The organism is Acinetobacter sp. YH12144 (assembly GCF_013418345.1).
GTDB lineage: Bacteria > Pseudomonadota > Gammaproteobacteria > Pseudomonadales > Moraxellaceae > Acinetobacter > Acinetobacter amyesii.
In genome coordinates this window covers 45719-64627 of the sequence record NZ_VPCD01000016.1, presented here as the reverse complement: position 1 = coordinate 64627, position 18909 = coordinate 45719, and the positions used below count along the sequence as shown (strand labels likewise).

General features: G+C 40.1%; 21 protein-coding genes. 6 read left to right on the top strand and 15 right to left on the bottom strand.

Annotated features, from left to right (window positions below; translation table 11 throughout):
* Positions 1-57: 57 nt before the first annotated feature.
* Both FTU79_RS11730 and FTU79_RS11725 read right to left on the bottom strand, forming a co-directional pair.
* Entirely contained in the window at positions 58-609 is a 552-nt protein-coding gene (locus tag FTU79_RS11730) for an adenylate kinase (RefSeq protein ID WP_180050185.1), read from the bottom strand.
* 71 nt (positions 610-680) lie between these two features.
* Positions 681-1037 carry a hypothetical protein gene (locus FTU79_RS11725; RefSeq protein WP_373685660.1) on the bottom strand — a complete coding sequence of 119 codons (357 nt, stop codon included), beginning with the start codon at positions 1035-1037 and terminating at the stop codon, positions 681-683.
* 278 nt (positions 1038-1315) lie between these two features.
* Here FTU79_RS11725 and FTU79_RS11720 point away from each other — a divergent pair, with 278 nt between their 5' ends.
* Complete coding sequence (locus FTU79_RS11720; RefSeq protein WP_180050182.1) at positions 1316-2290, top strand: hypothetical protein; 975 nt, start codon at positions 1316-1318, stop codon at positions 2288-2290.
* Between the two features lie 67 nt (positions 2291-2357).
* On the opposite strand, the gene rplT is transcribed toward FTU79_RS11720, so the two are convergent.
* Positions 2358-2717, bottom strand: a complete 360-nt coding sequence (gene rplT / locus FTU79_RS11715; RefSeq protein ID WP_004647525.1) for a 50S ribosomal protein L20 — start codon at positions 2715-2717, stop codon at positions 2358-2360.
* Positions 2718-2728: 11 nt separating this feature from the next.
* Positions 2729-2923: a 50S ribosomal protein L35 gene (gene rpmI / locus FTU79_RS11710; protein WP_065994397.1), complete on the bottom strand. Its 195-nt coding sequence runs from the start codon at positions 2921-2923 to the stop codon at positions 2729-2731.
* A gap of 223 nt (positions 2924-3146) precedes the next feature.
* Between rpmI and FTU79_RS11705 the strand changes: the two genes are divergently transcribed.
* Together FTU79_RS11705 and FTU79_RS11700 are read left to right on the top strand one after the other, a co-directional pair.
* Positions 3147-4400, top strand: coding sequence for an MFS transporter (locus FTU79_RS11705; RefSeq protein ID WP_180050225.1), 1254 nt, complete (start codon positions 3147-3149; stop codon positions 4398-4400).
* 104 nt (positions 4401-4504) lie between these two features.
* A complete protein-coding gene (locus FTU79_RS11700) occupies positions 4505-5239 on the top strand; it encodes an energy transducer TonB (protein ID WP_180050179.1) in 735 nt (244 codons plus the stop codon).
* A gap of 55 nt (positions 5240-5294) precedes the next feature.
* On the opposite strand, the gene FTU79_RS11695 is transcribed toward FTU79_RS11700, so the two are convergent.
* A complete protein-coding gene (locus FTU79_RS11695; protein ID WP_180050176.1) occupies positions 5295-5723 on the bottom strand; it encodes a YqaA family protein in 429 nt (142 codons plus the stop codon).
* Positions 5724-5735: 12 nt separating this feature from the next.
* A complete protein-coding gene (locus FTU79_RS11690) occupies positions 5736-6020 on the bottom strand; it encodes a hypothetical protein (protein ID WP_078189584.1) in 285 nt (94 codons plus the stop codon).
* Positions 6021-6294: 274 nt separating this feature from the next.
* Here FTU79_RS11690 and FTU79_RS11685 point away from each other — a divergent pair, with 274 nt between their 5' ends.
* A complete protein-coding gene (locus FTU79_RS11685; RefSeq protein WP_180050173.1) occupies positions 6295-6615 on the top strand; it encodes an energy transducer TonB in 321 nt (106 codons plus the stop codon).
* Between the two features lie 28 nt (positions 6616-6643).
* On the opposite strand, the gene FTU79_RS11680 is transcribed toward FTU79_RS11685, so the two are convergent.
* On the bottom strand, positions 6644-7261 hold the full coding sequence (locus FTU79_RS11680) for a glutathione S-transferase N-terminal domain-containing protein (RefSeq protein WP_168378472.1): 618 nt from the start codon (positions 7259-7261) through the stop codon (positions 6644-6646).
* Positions 7262-7576: 315 nt separating this feature from the next.
* On the opposite strand from FTU79_RS11680, the gene FTU79_RS11675 reads away from it, so the two are divergent.
* Complete coding sequence (locus FTU79_RS11675; RefSeq protein ID WP_168378471.1) at positions 7577-8038, top strand: Hsp20 family protein; 462 nt, start codon at positions 7577-7579, stop codon at positions 8036-8038.
* 702 nt (positions 8039-8740) lie between these two features.
* Here FTU79_RS11675 and infC read toward each other — a convergent pair.
* The 4 genes from infC to FTU79_RS11655 form a co-directional block, all read right to left on the bottom strand.
* Positions 8741-9289 carry a translation initiation factor IF-3 gene (gene infC, locus FTU79_RS11670; protein ID WP_078192643.1) on the bottom strand — a complete coding sequence of 183 codons (549 nt, stop codon included), beginning with the start codon at positions 9287-9289 and terminating at the stop codon, positions 8741-8743.
* Between the two features lie 5 nt (positions 9290-9294).
* The gene (thrS, locus tag FTU79_RS11665; protein ID WP_180007231.1) at positions 9295-11217 is read right to left on the bottom strand and encodes a threonine--tRNA ligase; all 1923 of its coding nucleotides are present in this window, start codon (positions 11215-11217) and stop codon (positions 9295-9297) included.
* Between the two features lie 326 nt (positions 11218-11543).
* Positions 11544-12695 carry an alanine racemase gene (locus FTU79_RS11660; protein WP_180050170.1) on the bottom strand — a complete coding sequence of 384 codons (1152 nt, stop codon included), beginning with the start codon at positions 12693-12695 and terminating at the stop codon, positions 11544-11546.
* A gap of 57 nt (positions 12696-12752) precedes the next feature.
* Positions 12753-14033, bottom strand: a complete 1281-nt coding sequence (locus FTU79_RS11655; RefSeq protein ID WP_180050166.1) for a D-arabinono-1,4-lactone oxidase — start codon at positions 14031-14033, stop codon at positions 12753-12755.
* Between the two features lie 534 nt (positions 14034-14567).
* Between FTU79_RS11655 and FTU79_RS11650 the strand changes: the two genes are divergently transcribed.
* Complete coding sequence (locus tag FTU79_RS11650) at positions 14568-16208, top strand: acyl-CoA synthetase (protein WP_180050163.1); 1641 nt, start codon at positions 14568-14570, stop codon at positions 16206-16208.
* 175 nt (positions 16209-16383) lie between these two features.
* On the opposite strand, the gene yjgA is transcribed toward FTU79_RS11650, so the two are convergent.
* From yjgA to panC, 4 genes are read right to left on the bottom strand one after another with little or no spacing between them, the layout of a single operon-like run.
* Positions 16384-16917 carry a ribosome biogenesis factor YjgA gene (gene yjgA, locus FTU79_RS11645; protein ID WP_078189593.1) on the bottom strand — a complete coding sequence of 178 codons (534 nt, stop codon included), beginning with the start codon at positions 16915-16917 and terminating at the stop codon, positions 16384-16386.
* 2 nt (positions 16918-16919) lie between these two features.
* Positions 16920-17189 carry an HPr family phosphocarrier protein gene (locus FTU79_RS11640; RefSeq protein ID WP_067763492.1) on the bottom strand — a complete coding sequence of 90 codons (270 nt, stop codon included), beginning with the start codon at positions 17187-17189 and terminating at the stop codon, positions 16920-16922.
* Positions 17186-18037: an RNase adapter RapZ gene (gene rapZ, locus FTU79_RS11635; RefSeq protein ID WP_078189595.1), complete on the bottom strand. Its 852-nt coding sequence runs from the start codon at positions 18035-18037 to the stop codon at positions 17186-17188. The genes FTU79_RS11640 and rapZ overlap by 4 nt, the downstream gene beginning before the upstream one ends.
* A 22-nt stretch (positions 18038-18059) precedes the next feature.
* On the bottom strand, positions 18060-18908 hold the full coding sequence (gene panC / locus FTU79_RS11630) for a pantoate--beta-alanine ligase (protein WP_078192648.1): 849 nt from the start codon (positions 18906-18908) through the stop codon (positions 18060-18062).
* Between the last annotated feature and the right edge of the window lies 1 nt (position 18909).

The window sequence follows — 18909 nt, the reverse complement described above, 5'->3', positions numbered from 1 at the left end:
GGTATAAAGATTATTTCTGTAACTTAACTGCACTTTTTATTGATAAAACATCAAAACTTAAACATCAAAAACATAAGAGTCCAATTGTTCTAAAAATGCATCAACTGCATTTGCAGACTTTAAACGAATCCATTGAATATGTTGATATTCAGGTGCATTCATCATCTGTAGATATTTTTCACGATTCTTTTTATGGGTTTTAATCATCCACCAAACGATTGAATCTCGACCAAACATTCGCCACAAACTTTCCTGATTATTTGAATCCGGCCAAAGATCTTGTTTGGACTTAGCCCGAAAAATCGCGCGCTTTACAGAGCGGTATAAATTGACTGGAAACGGAAGGTCTAACCATATCACCGTATCTATTTCAGACCATTTAACAGGAATCGCTCGAGTATAGTTGCCATCGATAACATAACCATTTTTCGCTTTGGCAATTTCAGCTTCGATACGTGCAAAAAAGATTTCGTCAGGACACTCCTGCCAATCATCCAGCCAAAATAGGTTATCCAGTTCAATATAATGCAGCCCTAATTTTTCCGCCAATGCCCTAGAAAATGTTGATTTTCCTGTAGCAGATGTACCGACTACGTTTATTTTTTTCATTGTCATGATGATCTACTTGAGTCAAGTGAACCTACTTCAAGATAACAGTATTAGATAAGATAGGTTAACTTTTATTCTTCACGATAATTTAAAAGATCTGCATCGATATTGATAAAGTCAGGCTTTGGGGTTTGTTCAAATTGAACGGCTAATATTTGCGACTGAGTGGTTATGCATGCTTTTGCGACTCGATGCATCCCATCCATCACTCGACCACTGGCACATAAAATAATGGGATAACTTAAGTCCGCAGCATTTACCAATTGCAGATGTTCAATAATTTGCTGTGTGGTCGGTGCAGATTTTGGAAACCAATAAGCTTCGTTCAACTCTTGAATGTCACTTACTACAGGGATTTGCTGAATCTTAAAATTTTGACTGAGTTTTACTAAGTGATGTACATCCCAAATATACGTATCATCACCCACTCGGCGGAAGTGATACTATTTGCGCATCAAGCAGTTACCTTTTAAATCAAATTAAAGCTAAGATAACTTACAATTGAAAAATAAAAAAATGATTCATTATGCTAGATCATTACGAGCAATTTATTCTGGGTTTGCAATATAACGCTCAACGCTTTTTTGACCAGAAGATTTACTATGACGAGATTTTGCACCCATGGTGCGGCCAAGCTTGCAACATTTTCTTGATTCGCGATTTTAAAACCAACGCATTACTACATGACTCAGTGGATCATTTGATCATGTATATGGCTGAAAAGCGGATTAGAACATGCTCACTTTATCCATTTGATCTTCTTTTTGAGCATGCAAAACTTAATCAACATACTCATTTTGACTTTGTAAAAACCAACTACCCTCTTGCTGTTTTCCACAACAATTTAAATCAAGCCTTTGCACTGGTTCAAATCCAATCTGAAACGAAAATTTTAGATATCAGCCCTATTGGTGATCCTCGGGAGTTTTGGGGTGCAAGTTCCACACAATTTCATGACGCATTCGGGCTGTTTACATTAATTGAGCTCAATCAACAACAGCGGAACGAATGCTTTTGCTTTGATAAAAAATCGAGTTGGAGCAGTTTAGTAAATAGCATTCAACTGGATTTATTTGAACATCCGTTTTCTACCCACATTCAGCCTCAATTTAAACTAATCCATAATTTGTATTATTATGACCTTCAGGATGATTCACTCCCTCTTCTTTTGGAGAATCATCAAGCTTCACCTCAAGTTGGATTAAGTCTGCTTAAAATGCTCAATTCAATCGAAGCTGCTATCAAAAATTTAAAACATGTAAAAAACGAAAGCTCACCGATCCATTTATTTACAACCGAAGAATATGCACAACTATTGGATTATGAGTACAAACTGTCAGAACACCATGTAGATGTCACGTGCTATACAGCCAATCATTTCAACCACGAAAATTTAGTCAATGATGAAGAGAAAGCTTTACTCAAACAACTACAGAAAAAATACCCTAAAGTTAATTATTTCAAGTCAACATCTGATCAAGCTCTTTCCGCCACCAACACTTCAACAGATAAAGAGCCTGAAAAACCATGGGTTGTATTTTTTTCTTTAGTTTTAATTTTTGCCATGCTATTCGCTTTACTTTATGGCTTTTATTTACTTTTTAAACAATTTGAGTTTATAAAATTTGCCGCAATCACAATTGGCATCATTGTGTTTTTAGCCATATGGGCGAAAAAATAAGATGTCTAATCAAATTCGTCCATAAAAAAAGACCGCTAAAAGCGGTCTTTTTTTAAGTCATAAAGACTTATGCAGCTAATGCATCTTTAGCTTTAGAAGCTAAAGCAGCAAATGCAACTGCGTCATGCATAGCGATGTCAGCAAGTACGCGACGGTCGATAATCACTTGAGCTTTTTTCAAGCCAGCGATCATACGGCTGTACGACAAACCATTTTGACGAGCACCAGCATTGATACGCGCAATCCATAGAGCACGGAATTGACGTTTCTTTTGACGACGGTCACGGTAAGCATATTGACCTGCTTTGATTACTGCTTGGAACGCTACGCGATATACGCGTGAACGAGCGCCGTAGTAACCTTTAGCACGAGCAAGAATTTTTTTATGACGGCGATGAGCCTGTACACCACGTTTAACACGAGCCATTTATAATCTCCTTAGATGTATGGGCACATACGGCGAACTGAAGCAACGTCACTTACGTGAACCATTACACAGCCGCGTAATTGACGGATACGCTTAGCAGATTTTTTGGTCAAAATGTGTCGTTTGAACGCTTGGTGACGTTTAAAACCGTTTGCAGTTGGCTTGAAGCGTTTAGCTGCACCACGGCGAGTTTTCATCTTAGGCATAAGAACCTCTTTTGAACACCTGTTCGGCACGTCTGCACCATTGCAAAGACGCCCTGCAGGTAAGGGAGCGAGTATTCTAAAGCATCTCTGCTCAAAACAAAAGCGAATCTTTCTACCGAATATCGAACTTAATTAATTTTCTGATATAGATTTTCCGATGATTTTATAAGCGATGCCCAATAAGGCTTATATAATGTCGGCACGCCAACTATTAATGTCCATTATGAAACCTGCACAGGATGCTTTTGCAGCCCTACGTTATCGGGATTTCTCGATTGTTACGCTTAATCAATTTTGTCTGACCTTAGCCATTTTGATTCAAGAAATTATTGTTGCTTACTCACTGTATCAAATCACTAAAGACCCGCTAACACTGGGCTTAATTGGTTTAGCTGAAGCAATTCCTTTTATTGCTCTCTCTTTGTGGGGAGGATACTTTGCAGATCGTTTCAATAAACAGACCATTATGAAAATTTGTCTGTTTTTTTCTGTACCTATGCCACTAATTCTTTGGGGGTTATTTCACCAATATGGTCTCGGCCAAATTGATGTCACCCAACTGTCTTGGGGAATTTATGCGGTCATTTTTGGGCTTGGAACGATCCGTGGTTTCTATAATCCCTCGGCAACGTCGCTTAAACCTTTTTTAATCCCGCGGGAGCTCTATGCCAATGGTGCAACATGGACAACGATTGGTTGGCAAAGTGGGGTGATTATTGGGCCAATGCTTGGCGGTTTTATGTTGGCATTTTTGGGCCGTGAAACCAGTTTACTCAGTGTTGCGGCACTACTGACAGTCTGCTTCGTCCTCATTAATCTGCTCAGTAAACGCAGTTTCCCTAAAATTGAATCTGACAATTTAAAAGATAGTTTAAGTGAAGGTTTTCGTTTTATCTGGAATACCAAAATTGTTTTGTGGGCGATTTCACTCGATTTGGTTTCTGTGCTTTTTGGTGGCGTGATTGCCCTCTTACCGATTTTTGCCGAAGATATTTTAAAAGTGGGGCCTGAAGGTTTAGGCTACTTACGGGCAGCACCGTCTATTGGCGCCCTGATCACCATGATTGCATTGACCAAATTCCCTCCAACTCATCATGCATGGCGTAATATGTTATTGGCTGTAGCGGGTTTTGGTGTATTTACCATTTTATTCGCATTTTCAAGCCATCTTTGGTTATCACTCTTTGCACTGGCAATGACTGGTGCATGTGACAGTGTTTCTGTCGTCGTGCGTCAAACGATTTTACAGCTCTATCCACCTGAAAATATGCGTGGCCGTGTAGCCGCGGTCAATGGCATGTTTGTCTCCAGTAGTAATGAACTTGGTGCATTTGAATCTGGATTGGCTGCCAAATATATGGGCACGATCATGGCGACACTGTTTGGTGGCTGTATGACCATGGCTGTAGTTGCGATCAGTTGGGCAAAAACCCGTGACTTGTTTTGGATCGACATTACCCATCAGTCAAAAAAATAATGGCATATTTTCCATTTAAACCTTGCCAGTATTTCCAATACAGGAAATACTGCGCAGCAATATCGACGCATTCATCACTCACATTGTGATCTTAGAATAGACTTATGAAACAATATCTGTGCTTAACCCTTTTGGCCTGCGCTCCATTTTCTACAGCGTTTAGTGCTTCAACCAAAACCCATCAACTTCCGGCACAGAATATTGAAGTTGCTCCTGCGCATTTAACCACGCGTTTAAATTGGTCGGTTTTTCCAAAACCGGTATATGCCAATGAAGACCTCAAGCAACGTGACCGCGCGGCCATTATTCGTGTCACAGCGAATGCAAAAGGTACAATTACCGATGCAAGTGTTGAAGAAAGTACAGGGGTCGATCAACTCGACCGAATCTTAATTTCTGCTGTCAAAAAAGCTAAAGTCAAACCACATTTAGAAAATGGTGAAGCCAAAGCCATTATTGGCTATCAAGCATTTAATTTGAGAGTTAAAGGCAATACGCCTGAATGTGATTTCAACTTTGATTCAAAAGTTTGGAATGCACAAAGTGCAGATAAGAAAACGCCATTCCAATATGTATCTCAACCAAAATTAGATCTCACTAGTCATGAGTTGAAACAGCACGATCGTAAAGTCAAATTTAACTTTAAAGTGGATAAACACGGACAAGTGAAAAAGGTCAAGATCAAGCAAGGCTCTGGCATTTATACACTCGATCAGAAAGTCGTTGAAGCACTAAGAAATAGTCAGATCTCGGTTAAACGTACTGCGAGCACCCTATGGGTCTACAAAAAGTCGAACTTTAAAGATGAAATTCAATTTAAAGTAAATGGCTGTAAATAAGTAATAGATTCAACATTTCAAGCAGGGATTGAATGTTTCAATGCCCTGTTTTATCTCAGAAGAAACCTAAAAATATAAGATAAATACAGAGATAACGCCCGGTTTTCGCCACGGTCACCATGAACACAAATCGCCAGAAGTTTTCTTTCATTAAACCCGCAATTAAAGTAATTGGGTCTCCAATCATCGGCAGCCAACTCAGTAGCAAAGACCAATAACCATATTTGTGATAAATACCCTGTGCCTGCTGCATTTTCAGCTCTGACACTGGAAACCATGTTTTATTTTTATAATGTTCTACTTTTAAACCAAGCCACCAATTCACACAAGAACCGAGAATATTCCCGATACTGGCCACCAAAATCAGCAGCCATGGATTGTATTGACCATAAGTCAGCAAGCCGAGCAATACGGCCTCGGACTGTAAAGGAAGTAAGGTCGCAGCCCCAAATGCCGCGAAGAATAAAACTAAAAATGACCACATCGAAACGAATGCTTAGAGACCTAATTTTTTCTTCGACTTCAAATATTCAAAATTTGACCAAAGCACTGCGGCAATAATCACAACGATTCTCGACCATTTATATTGTGAAGAAATCGGTTCAATCGCAGCCCGCATCAAGTTTTGATCCTTGGTATGTAAATCTGCAAGAATATTTTGCACATGCACAATTTCCGCGACAAATAGCACTAAACAGCCTGCAATACCAAAAATAATACTCCAATAGATTCTTGGGTTATTTTCAACAATACGGGTAAAATTTAAGAAAAAGTCTTTCATCGCAAAATCGTCCAACTAAGCCGTCAACAACGTGTTCTTTTCGGCAGCGCCGCATTCTAACACAGCGTTAGAATTTTCTTCCGTCCTATCTAAAATCTTAAGGTGAGTCTTTCCGCACTTTACTTTTATACATGAGACTTCTAATCTGCCACGCAAATATTGAATAATTTTAACTCACTTTATGAAAAAAATTCTTTGCTTAAGTTTTATCGTGTTATTACAAATTTTGACCGCTTAATATGCACAAAGTCCTTCTGAAATTGCCAAACAACACTTGATTACACAAGATCAAATGATTTGGAAAAAGCGACCTATTTTTAACTTCAACAATGACGATCTGGGCAATCAAAATCGTGACCTCAGTTTCAAACTATATGTTTTAGCCACCGGCGAAGTTCAAAAAGCTGAATTAATCAAAAGCTCTGGACTTACACACATTGATAAGCGGGTTGAGCAGTCACTTTTACGTGCCAAGTTCAAACCTTATATCGAAAATGGTGTCGCTTACCCCTTTGTTGCCGTACAGCCCTTCTCACTCAAGACCCTGAAAGAAAACCAAAGACCTTGGTGGAAAAAGCTTCTATTTATTTCGTAAAAAAAGAGCATGTTTCCATGCTCTTTTTTTAAACGTGTATTGCTAAGGCTTTTTGTACCGCTGGACGGGCCGTCAGTCGATCGATATAGTCTTTCACGTATGGATAATCTTCCAGCTGAATTTGCTGCCATTCATGACGCAGTGCCCAAGGCAGAATAGCCATATCTGCAATCGAATACTCTCCAGCCACAAATTTTTGACCAATCAACTGATGGTTCAAAACTTTATATAAGCGTTTAGACTCATTTACATAACGTTCAGTTGCATACGGAATACGTTCAGGTGCAAAACGACTAAAATGATGATTTTGTCCTAACATGGGCCCAAAACCACCCATTTGCCACATCAACCATTGTTCAACTTCAACGCGCTCAAACTCATCTTCTGGATAAAACAAACCTGTTTTACGTCCAAGATATTGCAGAATCGCACCAGACTCAAAAACTGAAATCGACTCTCCTCGTGGGCCATTCTGATCCACGATTGCAGGGATTTTATTGTTCGGAGAAATTCTCAAAAAGTCTGGCTGAAATTGATCATTTTCCAAGATATTAATCGGAAAAATTTGGTATTCCAAACCCATTTCTTCTAAAGCGATGGTAATTTTATGTCCATTGGGTGTACCCCAATAGTAGAGATCAATCATCTATATTCCTTTTTAATTTTCAGTAAGGCAATCTCATTTTGCTTTATGTATAACATGTTTAATCCAGTGAAAGCTTGTCAGTTTTTCTGAAAAGTAACGTTAAAATGTGAATTATCACTTTGCTTTTAAAATCACTTAAGGTACAAAAATTCAAAAAATATAATTTTTTTATAAAAATCCCTTGAAAAAAATCAGCACAGACCGATATTGATACATGTACAAGGATCAAACGATCTTGTTAGTGAACAGTGGATGCCAAGCATCACTGAACATTTCTTATTGTTACAACTTTGCTTATTAAAGAGAGTTCTAATTATGAGTAGTTTAAATCTTAACCCACTTTTCCGTCGTAGCATTGGTTTTGATCGTTTCAACGATTTATTTGATTATGCCATGCAAAGCGACACACCAAATTACCCGCCATACAATATTGAAAAAACGGCTGAAAATAGCTATCGCATTGTGGTGGCAACCGCAGGTTTTACAGAAGATGAACTTTCGCTAAACTTAGAAAATCAAGTGCTAAGCATTTCAGGTAAACCAACTGAAGCGCAAGATACAACTGTGGAATTCCTGCATAAAGGCATTGCTCGTCGTACATTTAAACTGTCTTTACGCTTAGATGAACATATAGAAGTGCAACAAGCCCTATATGAAAATGGTTTATTGACAGTGGACTTACAGCGTATTATTCCTGAAGAAAAACTGCCACGCCAAATTCCAATTGGCAAAAAGGCATTGATAGAAAGTCCTGTCCAAGAAAATAGCGCTGAGTAAACCCTCATAAAAAAAAGACCCTTCGGGGTCTTTTTTTTGAAAAAAATAGTTAAATTCGTAACATGATAAAAAAGAATTAAAATCATCCCATCTCAAAAATATAGTGTCTAGATTGCAAATTTTATGTTCTGATTTTTTATTCCAAACTAAATACTCCATATAGGTGTTTTTAATGAATCCTTGGTGGGTCTGGCTTACAAGCTGCTCATCTACTCTTTTTAAATTTTGGCGTATCTTGCAAAAAATAATCCTACTCTGTATTACTATCTATTTATATGAAATGTACTTTGTTCTGATTGCTTTTATGACATGGAATATACGACCTAATATTACCAAGATGAAAATCTATTGGAGGGTACTGAAAACCCCTATTTCACGGCCTGTTTTATGTAAATAGATCTCACATAGTTAGCTCAATAAAAAGCTTTGCTCACTTTATACCTACATTAAAACTAAATTAAAGCATTTCAAAACGTCTGAATCGAAACAACGATTGAATATCAATTAAAATATAATCAAATTTGTCTTTCTTAAAGAAACTTACTTAATACTCTCAGACATAAGTTCGCATTCATGAATTTTGCTCTATTTTCCAATCAATACGCAGCAAAAATTATTTGTGCCCTTGAACATCATTGAGATTAAAAACCAAAATATAGGCAAAAAAAAGCACTGCAAATGCAGTGCTTTTTTAATGGATACTTACTTTTTCTTTTTAGGACCAAGTAGCATACCCATTTGACGGCCTTCCATTTTTGGTGTTTGTTCAACAACACCATAGTCAACCACGTCAGCTTCAATTTTTTGCAATTGAGCCAAACCTAACTGTTGGTGTGCCATTTCACGACCACGGAAACGAAGCGTGATTTTTACCTTATTGCCTTCTTCAAGGAACTTGATAATGGCACGTAGTTTAACGTTGTAGTCACCAACATCAGTACCAGGGCGTAGCTTGATTTCTTTCACCTGTACTTGATGTTGTTTTTTCTTCGCTTCTTTTTGCTTTTGTTTTAGATCAAACAAATGCTTGTTGAAATCCATGATTTTGCAGACTGGTGGCTCAGCATTGGCAACGATCTCAACAAGGTCAAGATCTACTGCTTCTGCAGCACGCAAAGCGTCAGCAAGAGATACAATCCCTTTTTGCTCGCCATTTTCGTCTACTAGACGGACTTCTTTTGCACGAATTTCATCATTCAAGGCAGGACGGTTTGACTTTCCGCCCTGTTGATTACGGTCAGGCTGTTTAATCGCTTTTACTCCACAATGTACCGGCCGCGTTCGGCTACGGCTGCTTTTACTAAGTCGATGAATGCATCAATTGACATAGTACCCAAATTTTTTCCAGAGCGAGTACGGACGTTTACAGTACCTTCCTCAACTTCACGGTCTCCAAGAACCAATAAGTAAGGAATACGCTCTAAAGTACGTTCACGAATCTTAAAGCCGATTTTCTCATTTCTCAAGTCTGAAATCGCGCGGATACCGCTTTCTTTAAGTTTAGCGACGACTGACTCACATGCTTCAGCTTGTGAATCAGTAATGTTCATCACACATGCTTGAATTGGAGACAACCAAGGTGGCATGAAACCAGCATAGTGTTCAATAAGTATACCAATAAAACGCTCGAAACTGCCAAGTATTGCGCGGTGCAACATTACAGGCTGATCACGGTCGTTATCTTCAGTCACATAAGATGCGTCAAGACGTTCTGGTAAGTTAAAGTCACATTGAATTGTACCGCACTGCCATACACGACCTAAGCAGTCTTTCAATGAGAATTCAATTTTCGGACCGTAGAATGCACCTTCACCCGGTTGAAGTTCCCACTCTAGGCCTGCAGCATCTAAAGCATCTGCTAAAGATTTTTCTGCCATGTCCCAAAGTTTGTCATCACCCACACGTTTTTCTGGACGTGTCGACAACTTCATTTGTACTTCTTCAAAGCCGAAGTCTTTATAAACATCTAATGTCAGTTTAATAAAGTCTGCAACTTCAGTACCGATTTGTTCTTTGGTACAGAAGATATGCGCATCATCTTGTGTAAAGCCACGTACACGCATAATGCCGTGTAATGAACCCGATGGTTCGTTACGGTGACATGAACCAAACTCAGCCAAACGAATTGGAAGATCACGGTAAGATTTCAAACCTTGGTTGAAGACTTGCACGTGACATGGGCAGTTCATTGGTTTTACAGCATAGTTACGGTTCTCTGAGTGAGTCGTAAACATGTTTTCAGCATAGTTTGCTGCGTGACCTGATTTTTCCCAAAGTGTGAAATCAACCACTTGCGGTGTACGGATTTCTTGGTAACCGTTGGCTTGTTGAACTTTACGCATGTATTGTTCAAGCACTTGGTAAATCGTCCAGCCGTTTGGATGCCAGAACACCATACCCGGCGCTTCTTCTTGCATATGGAACAAGTCTAACGCTTTACCAATTTTACGGTGATCGCGTTTTTCAGCTTCTTCAATACGTTTGATGTAGGCAGCTAGCTGCTTTTTGTCCGCCCAAGCTGTACCGTAAATACGTTGTAACTGTTCGTTTTTCGCATCACCGCGCCAGTAAGCACCAGAGATTTTAGTCAACTTGAACGATTTTAAGAATTTAGTATTTGGAACGTGCGGACCACGGCACATATCCAAGTAGTCTTGATGGTAGTACAAGCCCATTTCAGTTTCTTCAGGCATGTCTTCGATCAGACGCAGTTTGTATTCTTCGCCACGTGCAGTGAACTCTTTGATCACTTCATCACGTGGAGTCATTTTTTTGATGACATCATAGTCTTGGTCGATGAGCTTTTTCATGCGCTCTTCGATTGCTGCCATGTCATCTAAAGTAAACGGACGTGGCATCCAGATGTCATAGTAGAAACCTTCTTCAATGACAGGACCAATGACCATCTTTGCTTCTGGGAACAATTGCTTAACTGCATGACCCACCAAGTGCGCACAAGAGTGACGAATGATGTGAATACCATCTTCATCTTTAGGCGTGATAATTTGTAGGCTAGCATCTTCTGTAATTAAATCAGACGCATCAACTAAACGATCGTTTACACGACCAGCAACTGTATTTTTTGCTAGACCAGGACCGATGCTTTGAGCAACTTCCATCACAGACACGGCATGATCAAATTCTTTTTGATCGCCATTTGGCAAAGTGATAATTGGCATATAAAAATCCTTAAGGAGTGATGCCCCGTACAATGGAGCATGTCACCGCGAGATTATGATCGAGGGAGACCCTCAAAAGATAAAAACGGTGGATAAATAAAATTCGACCTAAATTTTACACGCCCTGCCAACTTTAATAAACCTCTAATCCCATGGAAGTTGATTTTTCTACCGCCTTTTACAAGACTCCTGATAATTCAAGCAGATTTCAGCCGAAATGCGCTTTATGCTGTCAACATAATAATCACGTTCTCATTCATAACTGATGTTACGCACGTAAAAAAAAATTGCGAAACAATTGAACCAAAGAACGTAATGACGCTTTTTTATTCTCTGAATGTCTCTAAGGCGATCAATTGATCTGATTGATACAACCAAAGCTGTGCAAATTGAGGGATGATCATTTCACTTTGCGCAGGGCGTAAAAAAATATAATCATCTATGTCTATGCTACTTGTCTGCGGAATTTGCACAAGTTCCTGATTACTACTTCGACCATATAATGCATGGGGCTGACTGCCTTGAGGATAAACATAGTCCCCTCGCCAATAGCCTCCATAAATAAACACAGCCTGAGATTTTGCCCAACGACTGAGCCATTCTAACTGTGGTAATTCTGTCCTTGGCAACACTTTTAACACGGGTGTGGCGAGCCACAAGGCACTTTGGAAAGCGTGTAAATTTTTCAGTTCAAAATCTGCAGGTTTTAATAACATCGAGCCAAACGAGACTTCGTTACAGACACTCTGCTGACAATGAAAACTAAAACTAGGACTACCACCACCATTCCAACAGGTGTGTTCATCACATAAAGTTGGATAGTGCTGTTGTACATAAGCTTTGAATTGTTGATAACTTTTCTGGGATTGTTGATAAGTCTGTTCAGCAGATTGAATCAGTCGTGGAATCTTCGCCACATGTGCGTCATAGCCCATCAATCCTGAAAATTTTAAATGTTGAGGATGTTGAACGATTACATCCAAAATAGCCTTTAGCTCATCGATCGTTTTCAGACCACCGCGGTGTAAACCCACATCGATTTCAATATTAATGCGTAGACACAGTTGATGCTGCTCAGCAAATTTGAGGTATTGGGCTAAACGCTGTTCACTATCAATCAGCCATTGCACTTGCGATTGCGTTGCCTGCAAAAACGCCTTGTCTGCATGGTTCAAAGCCTGAATCGGCATCGGTTTTCCAAACAACACATCGGTTTGCGGCATCGACTCAAAAAGTGTTTTCAGATGTGCAAAATGAAATAGCATGAAACGCTGTGTCTGAAGCTGTGTAGCACAGTGTTGAAGCAATGCCATGCAGGCCAATGATTTCACCACCAAGCGCGGATGCAGACTGTGTGGTATCTGCTGCTGAGTGATCACCAAGTTGTGATTTAATGCGTCAACATCCACGATTAACTGCGGCATCCCAGTGCCGTTTTGCTTTAGCAGCGTATTCAACTTTTGAAAATATGCATCCATGCCATCCCCTTTTTCATATCGTTCAATTGGTCTTCAACGTTTAACTTTCCACGATGCTTAATCAATCAGTAACTGCTGTAGCTCGGGACTGAGCCACTTTTGCTGAGGATCTAATTCTTGTCGAATATTCAAAAAATCTTGCCACTTGGGGTACACATTTTGAAGCTGCCGCGCATTTAGGCTATGCAATTTCCCCCAATGCGGACGCCCGCCATATTTTAAAAAAATCGGCTCCACGAGCTTAAAGATGACTTGATAATCTTGCTTATAGAACTGATGCACCGAAATTGAGGCCGAATCTTGCTGATAAAACGGACTGAGCCAAATATCATCCCCACGTACAAGTCGATATTCTAGCGGAAAAAACATCGGAACCTTATGTCGTCGAAGGGTATGCAAAATTTCTTCTAAACAATTCATCCCGTGTTGCAGCGGAATCTGGTATTCCATCTCATTAAATTTGGTACTTCGAGTAGAAGGAAAAATTCGACTTGACCAGTCTACGTTGATCGAAGGTTTGACAAAAACACCTAATAATTTTTGTAGCCATGGATTCAGTGGTGGAAAGAATCGCGTCAATTCTGCACAAAATTTGAGTAATACGTCGTCATCTAAGCACTGTTCTTTCCGCGGTTGAAGGTTATCTTCCGTCTCATCTAAGGTTTTTAAAATAACCTGATCGGCATGACTAAATGCCCAGAACTCAATATGTCGATGTTCATATTGCCATTGCTGCATATTTTGCATGACGTCTTTCAGCGGACATAATCGCGTTTGTTCTTTGAGTTTATACATCGGTCGATTTTGCAGCTGTACATGCGTCAGCACGCCTAAACTCCCGAGTGAAACACGCCCTGCTTGGAAAATTTCGCTATTCTGTTCAGCACTGCATTGTATTAATTCGCCCTGCGCGGTTAATAACTCAAACCCCTTAACCAGTGCCGATAAACACGGCAATTCGAGTCCTGTGCCATGTGTCCCTGTTGCGATAGCTCCAGCCAAACTTTGACGATCAATATCTCCTTGATTGATCAGTGCCTGATCAAAAGACGCGAGCTTCTCGCCCAAATCAAATAATCGTGTGCCAGCTTGGACGGTACTTTGGCAGCGTTCAGCATCGATATCTAGAATACCTTTGAGATGATCTAAACTTACTAAGGTATCTGTGGTTTTTGCCAAAGGGCTAAAAGAGTGCCCTGCGCCAACCATACGAATCTTAGGTTGGGATTGAACCACCTCCATTAACTGCTCAAGATTTTTCGGTTGTATAAATGACTTCGGGATCGACTTCTGAGCACCTGACCAATTTTCCCATGCAATGTCGTGTTGAATTGTCATATTCATCCTTATCGCCATACTTTTTATTGTATTCAGCCGTATTGTTTTATTTTTGATTTCCGCTTTTGCAATGTTGATGCACAAGCCATCTTGATTTTTTACTTAGATTATACGAAGTTCAGCATCTACTCAAATTTAAGTTTATTGTTATAAAACAGCAAATAATCCATAAATCAAAGAGATAAAACCATTCGTTTGAAAGCCCTGACAGACTTTTAAGGACGCTCTAGATTATTCGTTAAGCATCATTCAAACCGAATCAACAAAGAGGATCACACACGGAAATATCTGCCAAATTAGTATAAAAAACCAACAAACCCTGTATATTTTTCAACTAAATTATTTATGCTAAAAAATCAATTTTGAGAACCACAGGGTTCATTTTCGTCACCTTATTGTTTTTATTATGTTAAATTTCAATCACTTAAAAATTTAGTGTAAATACTCGACTAAAGCATAAATGCAGAGAAGCTGCGGACTGAATTATTGTTAAGTCAGATTTAAAACAAATAGACATGGACTTGGAGTACCACGATGGTTAGCGCATACGATGAATTGCCACGGACCCCGGCAAATTTTGTGGCACTTTCGCCTCTACGTTATTTAGAGCGTGCAGCCTATATTTATCCTGATCAGGATGCCATTATCCACGGCAATCGTCATATTTCATGGCGCCAAACGTATAACCGCTGTCGTCAATTTGCACATCAGTTGCAACAATTAGGCATTGGCAAAAACGACACCGTGTCTGTGTTATTACCGAATGTTCCGGCTATGGTTGAAGCACACTTTGCCGTACCGATGGCGGGTGCAGTATTGAATACGCTAAATACACGCCTTGATGCAAAAACTATTGCCTTCATGCTGGAACATGCTGAAACCAAAGTCCTGTTGGTTGACCCTGAATTCACTCAGGTTGCCACCGAAGCTTTAGCTTTGATCGATCAAGACATTTATGTCATTGATGTTGCAGATGCTGAATTTGAAGGCACAGCACAACCGATTGGACAAATTGAATTTGAAGACTGGTTGGCGCAAGGCGATGCCAACTTTGAGTGGCACTTACCTCAAGATGAATGGGATGCGATTAGTTTAAGCTATACCTCGGGTACCACAGGGAATCCAAAAGGCGTGGTGTATCATCACCGCGGCGCATATATCAATGCAGCGAGTAACATCATTGCTTGCGGCATGACGCCACGTGCAACGTATCTGTGGACGCTTCCTCTATTCCACTGTAATGGCTGGTGCTTTGCTTGGACAATGGCAGCCAATGGTGGAACCAATATTTGTCTACGTAAAATCGACCCTGAACTGATTTTCAAATTGATTGCAGAACACAAAGTAGATTATTTCTGCGGTGCGCCAATCGTACTTTCAATGATGATCAATACGCCTGAAGAGAAAAAAGCACAATTTGACCATCGCGTTGAAGTGATGGTTGCTGGTGCAGCGCCTCCTGCAGCGATTATTGAAGGGATGCGTAATATTGGTATCAATGTCACACATGTTTATGGTTTGACTGAAACATATGGTCCATCGGCACTTTGCGCATCGCAAGCTGGTTGGTCTGATCTTTCCATTCAAGAACAAGCACAGTTGCATTCTCGCCAAGGTGTGCCATACCCGCTTCAAGATGGCATGAAAGTCATTGATCCTGAGACCATGTTACCTGTTCCGCATGATGGCCAGACCATGGGTGAAATCATGTTCCGTGGCAACATCGTAATGAAAGGTTATTTGAAAAACCCAGAAGCAACGGCTGAAGCCTTTGCCGGTGGCTGGTTCCATACCGGCGACTTAGCAGTCTGCCAACCTGACGGTTATGCCAAAATTACTGACCGCTCTAAAGATGTGATCATTTCAGGGGGTGAAAACATTTCATCGCTCGAAGTAGAAGAAATTCTATATCAACACCCTGCTGTACTGACAGCTGCAGTGGTTGCAAAACCTGACCCTCGTTGGCAAGAAGTGCCTTGTGCCTTTATTGAATTAAAAGCAGGTAAAGAAGCAACGCCTGAAGAACTGATCGAATTCTGTAAGCAGCACCTTGCACGTTTCAAAGTACCTAAAGATGTAGTGATTACCGAAATTCCAAAAACCTCGACAGGTAAACTTCAGAAGTTCGTTCTCCGTGAATGGGCTAAAGAGCGCGCTGTTGGTGAATTTGGTTAATGTTAAAACTCAAAAGCCAAGCATGATTTTTTCAATCATTTAAGCAAAAAAAGCGACCTAATCAGGTCGCTTTTTTGATGTGAAGTCTATAACTTCACGTTTTGCTTCAATGATCAGATCATGTTGAATTCTCTGATCATTGAGCTATCTAAGTACTTGGCTATCTAATCATGCATTAGTTATCAGATAATAAAGCCACTTGTTGAATGTAGTTAAACAATTTCAACTTTGACGCAGTCAGTTCTTCTTCGCTTACATTTTTTGCTATATCACGTTGAATACGCAAAATATGCTGACGAATAGGATGATGTTCAGCAGCATTATGTGCTTTCATGAACTCTTTAATGACGGGATCACCTTGGGCAATCATACGTTCAGTCCAGCGTTGAAGCTGCGCTGTTTTTTTCGCACCTTGCTGCGGGGTTAAGTAAGATAAAATCATGGTTTCATCTTCATTACGCAGCAATTTACCTACACGTTGAAACTGACGGCGTCGTGCTTCATGTGAAGTAATTGTTTGTGCATCTAGTAGTGCTTCGATCAGACGCTCTTCAACAGGAAGATTTTTAATCTGTTTAGGATTCAGTTTTGCAAGTTCCTCGCCCAAAGCAGCCATACGTTGTACAGCTTTCTTTTGCTCAGTTTTACTTGCACGTCCTTCTAAGGATTCAAAGTCTTCTTCGGTATAGCGGTTCGGTCGACGTGCCACGTTTAATCTGCCTCGTAAAATTTTGCTGCAAACAGTGCTTGAATTTCAGATAAAGCTTTTTCTTCATCTGCACCTTCAATCACTAAGCGTAAAGTTGTGCCCTTGCCTGCGCCAAGCATCAGCAAAGACATAATATTTTTGGCATCTACTAATTTTCCACCCTTACCAATTTGAATCGACGAGCGAAATTTGGTCGTGACTTCGATTAGCTTGCCAGATGCACGCGCATGTAAACCCAGTTTATTAATTACGTCAACAGTTGTGTCGATCATGACCAGTGCTTCATTTCTCTATGTAGAACCTGAATAGACCATTTTGCCTCAAGTGCTTTTTTTAGTCTATCTACGATATATACCGAACGGTGTTGCCCACCTGTACAACCGATCGACACCGTCATGTAATGACGATGCCCTTCGGCAAATGCCGGCAGCCATTTATCCAAGAAATTATAAATATCTTGGAACATTTCATTGGTTTGTTCACTTTGCTGTAAAAATTGACGAACTGGCTCATCTAATCCTGAATACTTACGTAATTCCATATCCCAGTGCGGATTGGGCAAATGACGGACGTCAAAAACATAATCTGCATCGAGTGGAATACCATGCTTATAGCCAAAAGACTGTAAGATCAAAATTAAATTATCTGCCTGTCCAAGTTTAGACAGCAAGGTATGTTTTAAATCATGTACACTCTTATCTGTAGTATCAATATGTACTGTCGAGCGTAATTGAATCGGCAACAGTAAAGATTTTTCTTCCTGTATGCACTCATTTAAACTTTTGAAACGACTTGCCAACGGATGGGGACGTCGAGATGAACTGAATCGCGCAATCAATTCCTGATCACGCGTGGTCAAATAAATAATATCGACTGAGCCATGGCGTTGTAGCTGTTGAAAAACCAAATCGAACTCTTGTAAATCTGCACGTGTACTGCGGACATCCACACCCAGTGCCAATTGTTCAAGATTATTTTCTGAATCAAGTTTTTCAACAATTTCGGGGAGTAAGGCCAATGGCAAATTATCGATACAGTAATAGCCTAAATCCTCAAGTATCTGTAATGCAGATGACTTTCCAGATCCAGATTGTCCTGTAACAATTAAAATGCGCTTCATCGCTTGCTACCCCATAGCCGTTTTAAACTGCAGTATATTTAACCTGCATATTATCAATAAGACGTGTTGCGCCTAATTTAGCCGCAATAAACAACACCACGTCTTGATCAAATTCTTCAATTTTCTGTAATTCAGGTGTACGTGCTTCAACATAGTCCACAACAAAACCCGCTGCTGTCAATGTTGCTTTAATATTCGCTAACACATCTGCAAGTTGAGTTCCAGCATGTAATTCTGCCTCAGCCGTTTTCAAGCTTTGGTAAATCGTTGGTGCAATCGCACGATTTTCCGCACTTAAATAACCATTACGTGAGCTCAATGCCAAACCATCTTCAGCACGAGTAATCGGCACACCAATCACTTCTAGTGGAATATTTAAGTCACGTACAAACTGACGAATCACTGCAAGTTGCTGGTAATCTTTTTGCCCAAAGAATGCAAAATTCGGTTGAACAATATTAAAGAGTTTTGTCACAACAACAGCAACACCGTCAAAATGACCCGGACGCTGTTCGCCACACAAATCATTGGTAATGCCGCCCACGCTAATATTGGTTAAGCGCGGTTTGTTGCCATACATTTGTTCAACAGTCGGTGCAAACACGATGTCACAACCCACTTCAGCCAATAAGTGCTGATCTTGTTCCAAAGTACGTGGATAGTTGTCAAAGTCTTCATTTGGACCAAACTGAATTGGGTTAACGAAAATACTCACCACCACGACATCACACAGTTTGCGTGCTTCACGAACTAAATTGAGGTGACCTTCATGCAAGTTCCCCATCGTTGGTACAAAACCAATGATTTTACGCGCAGCACGTGCTGGATTTAGCGATGCACTTAAACCTTGAATCGTTGTTTCAGTTTTCATG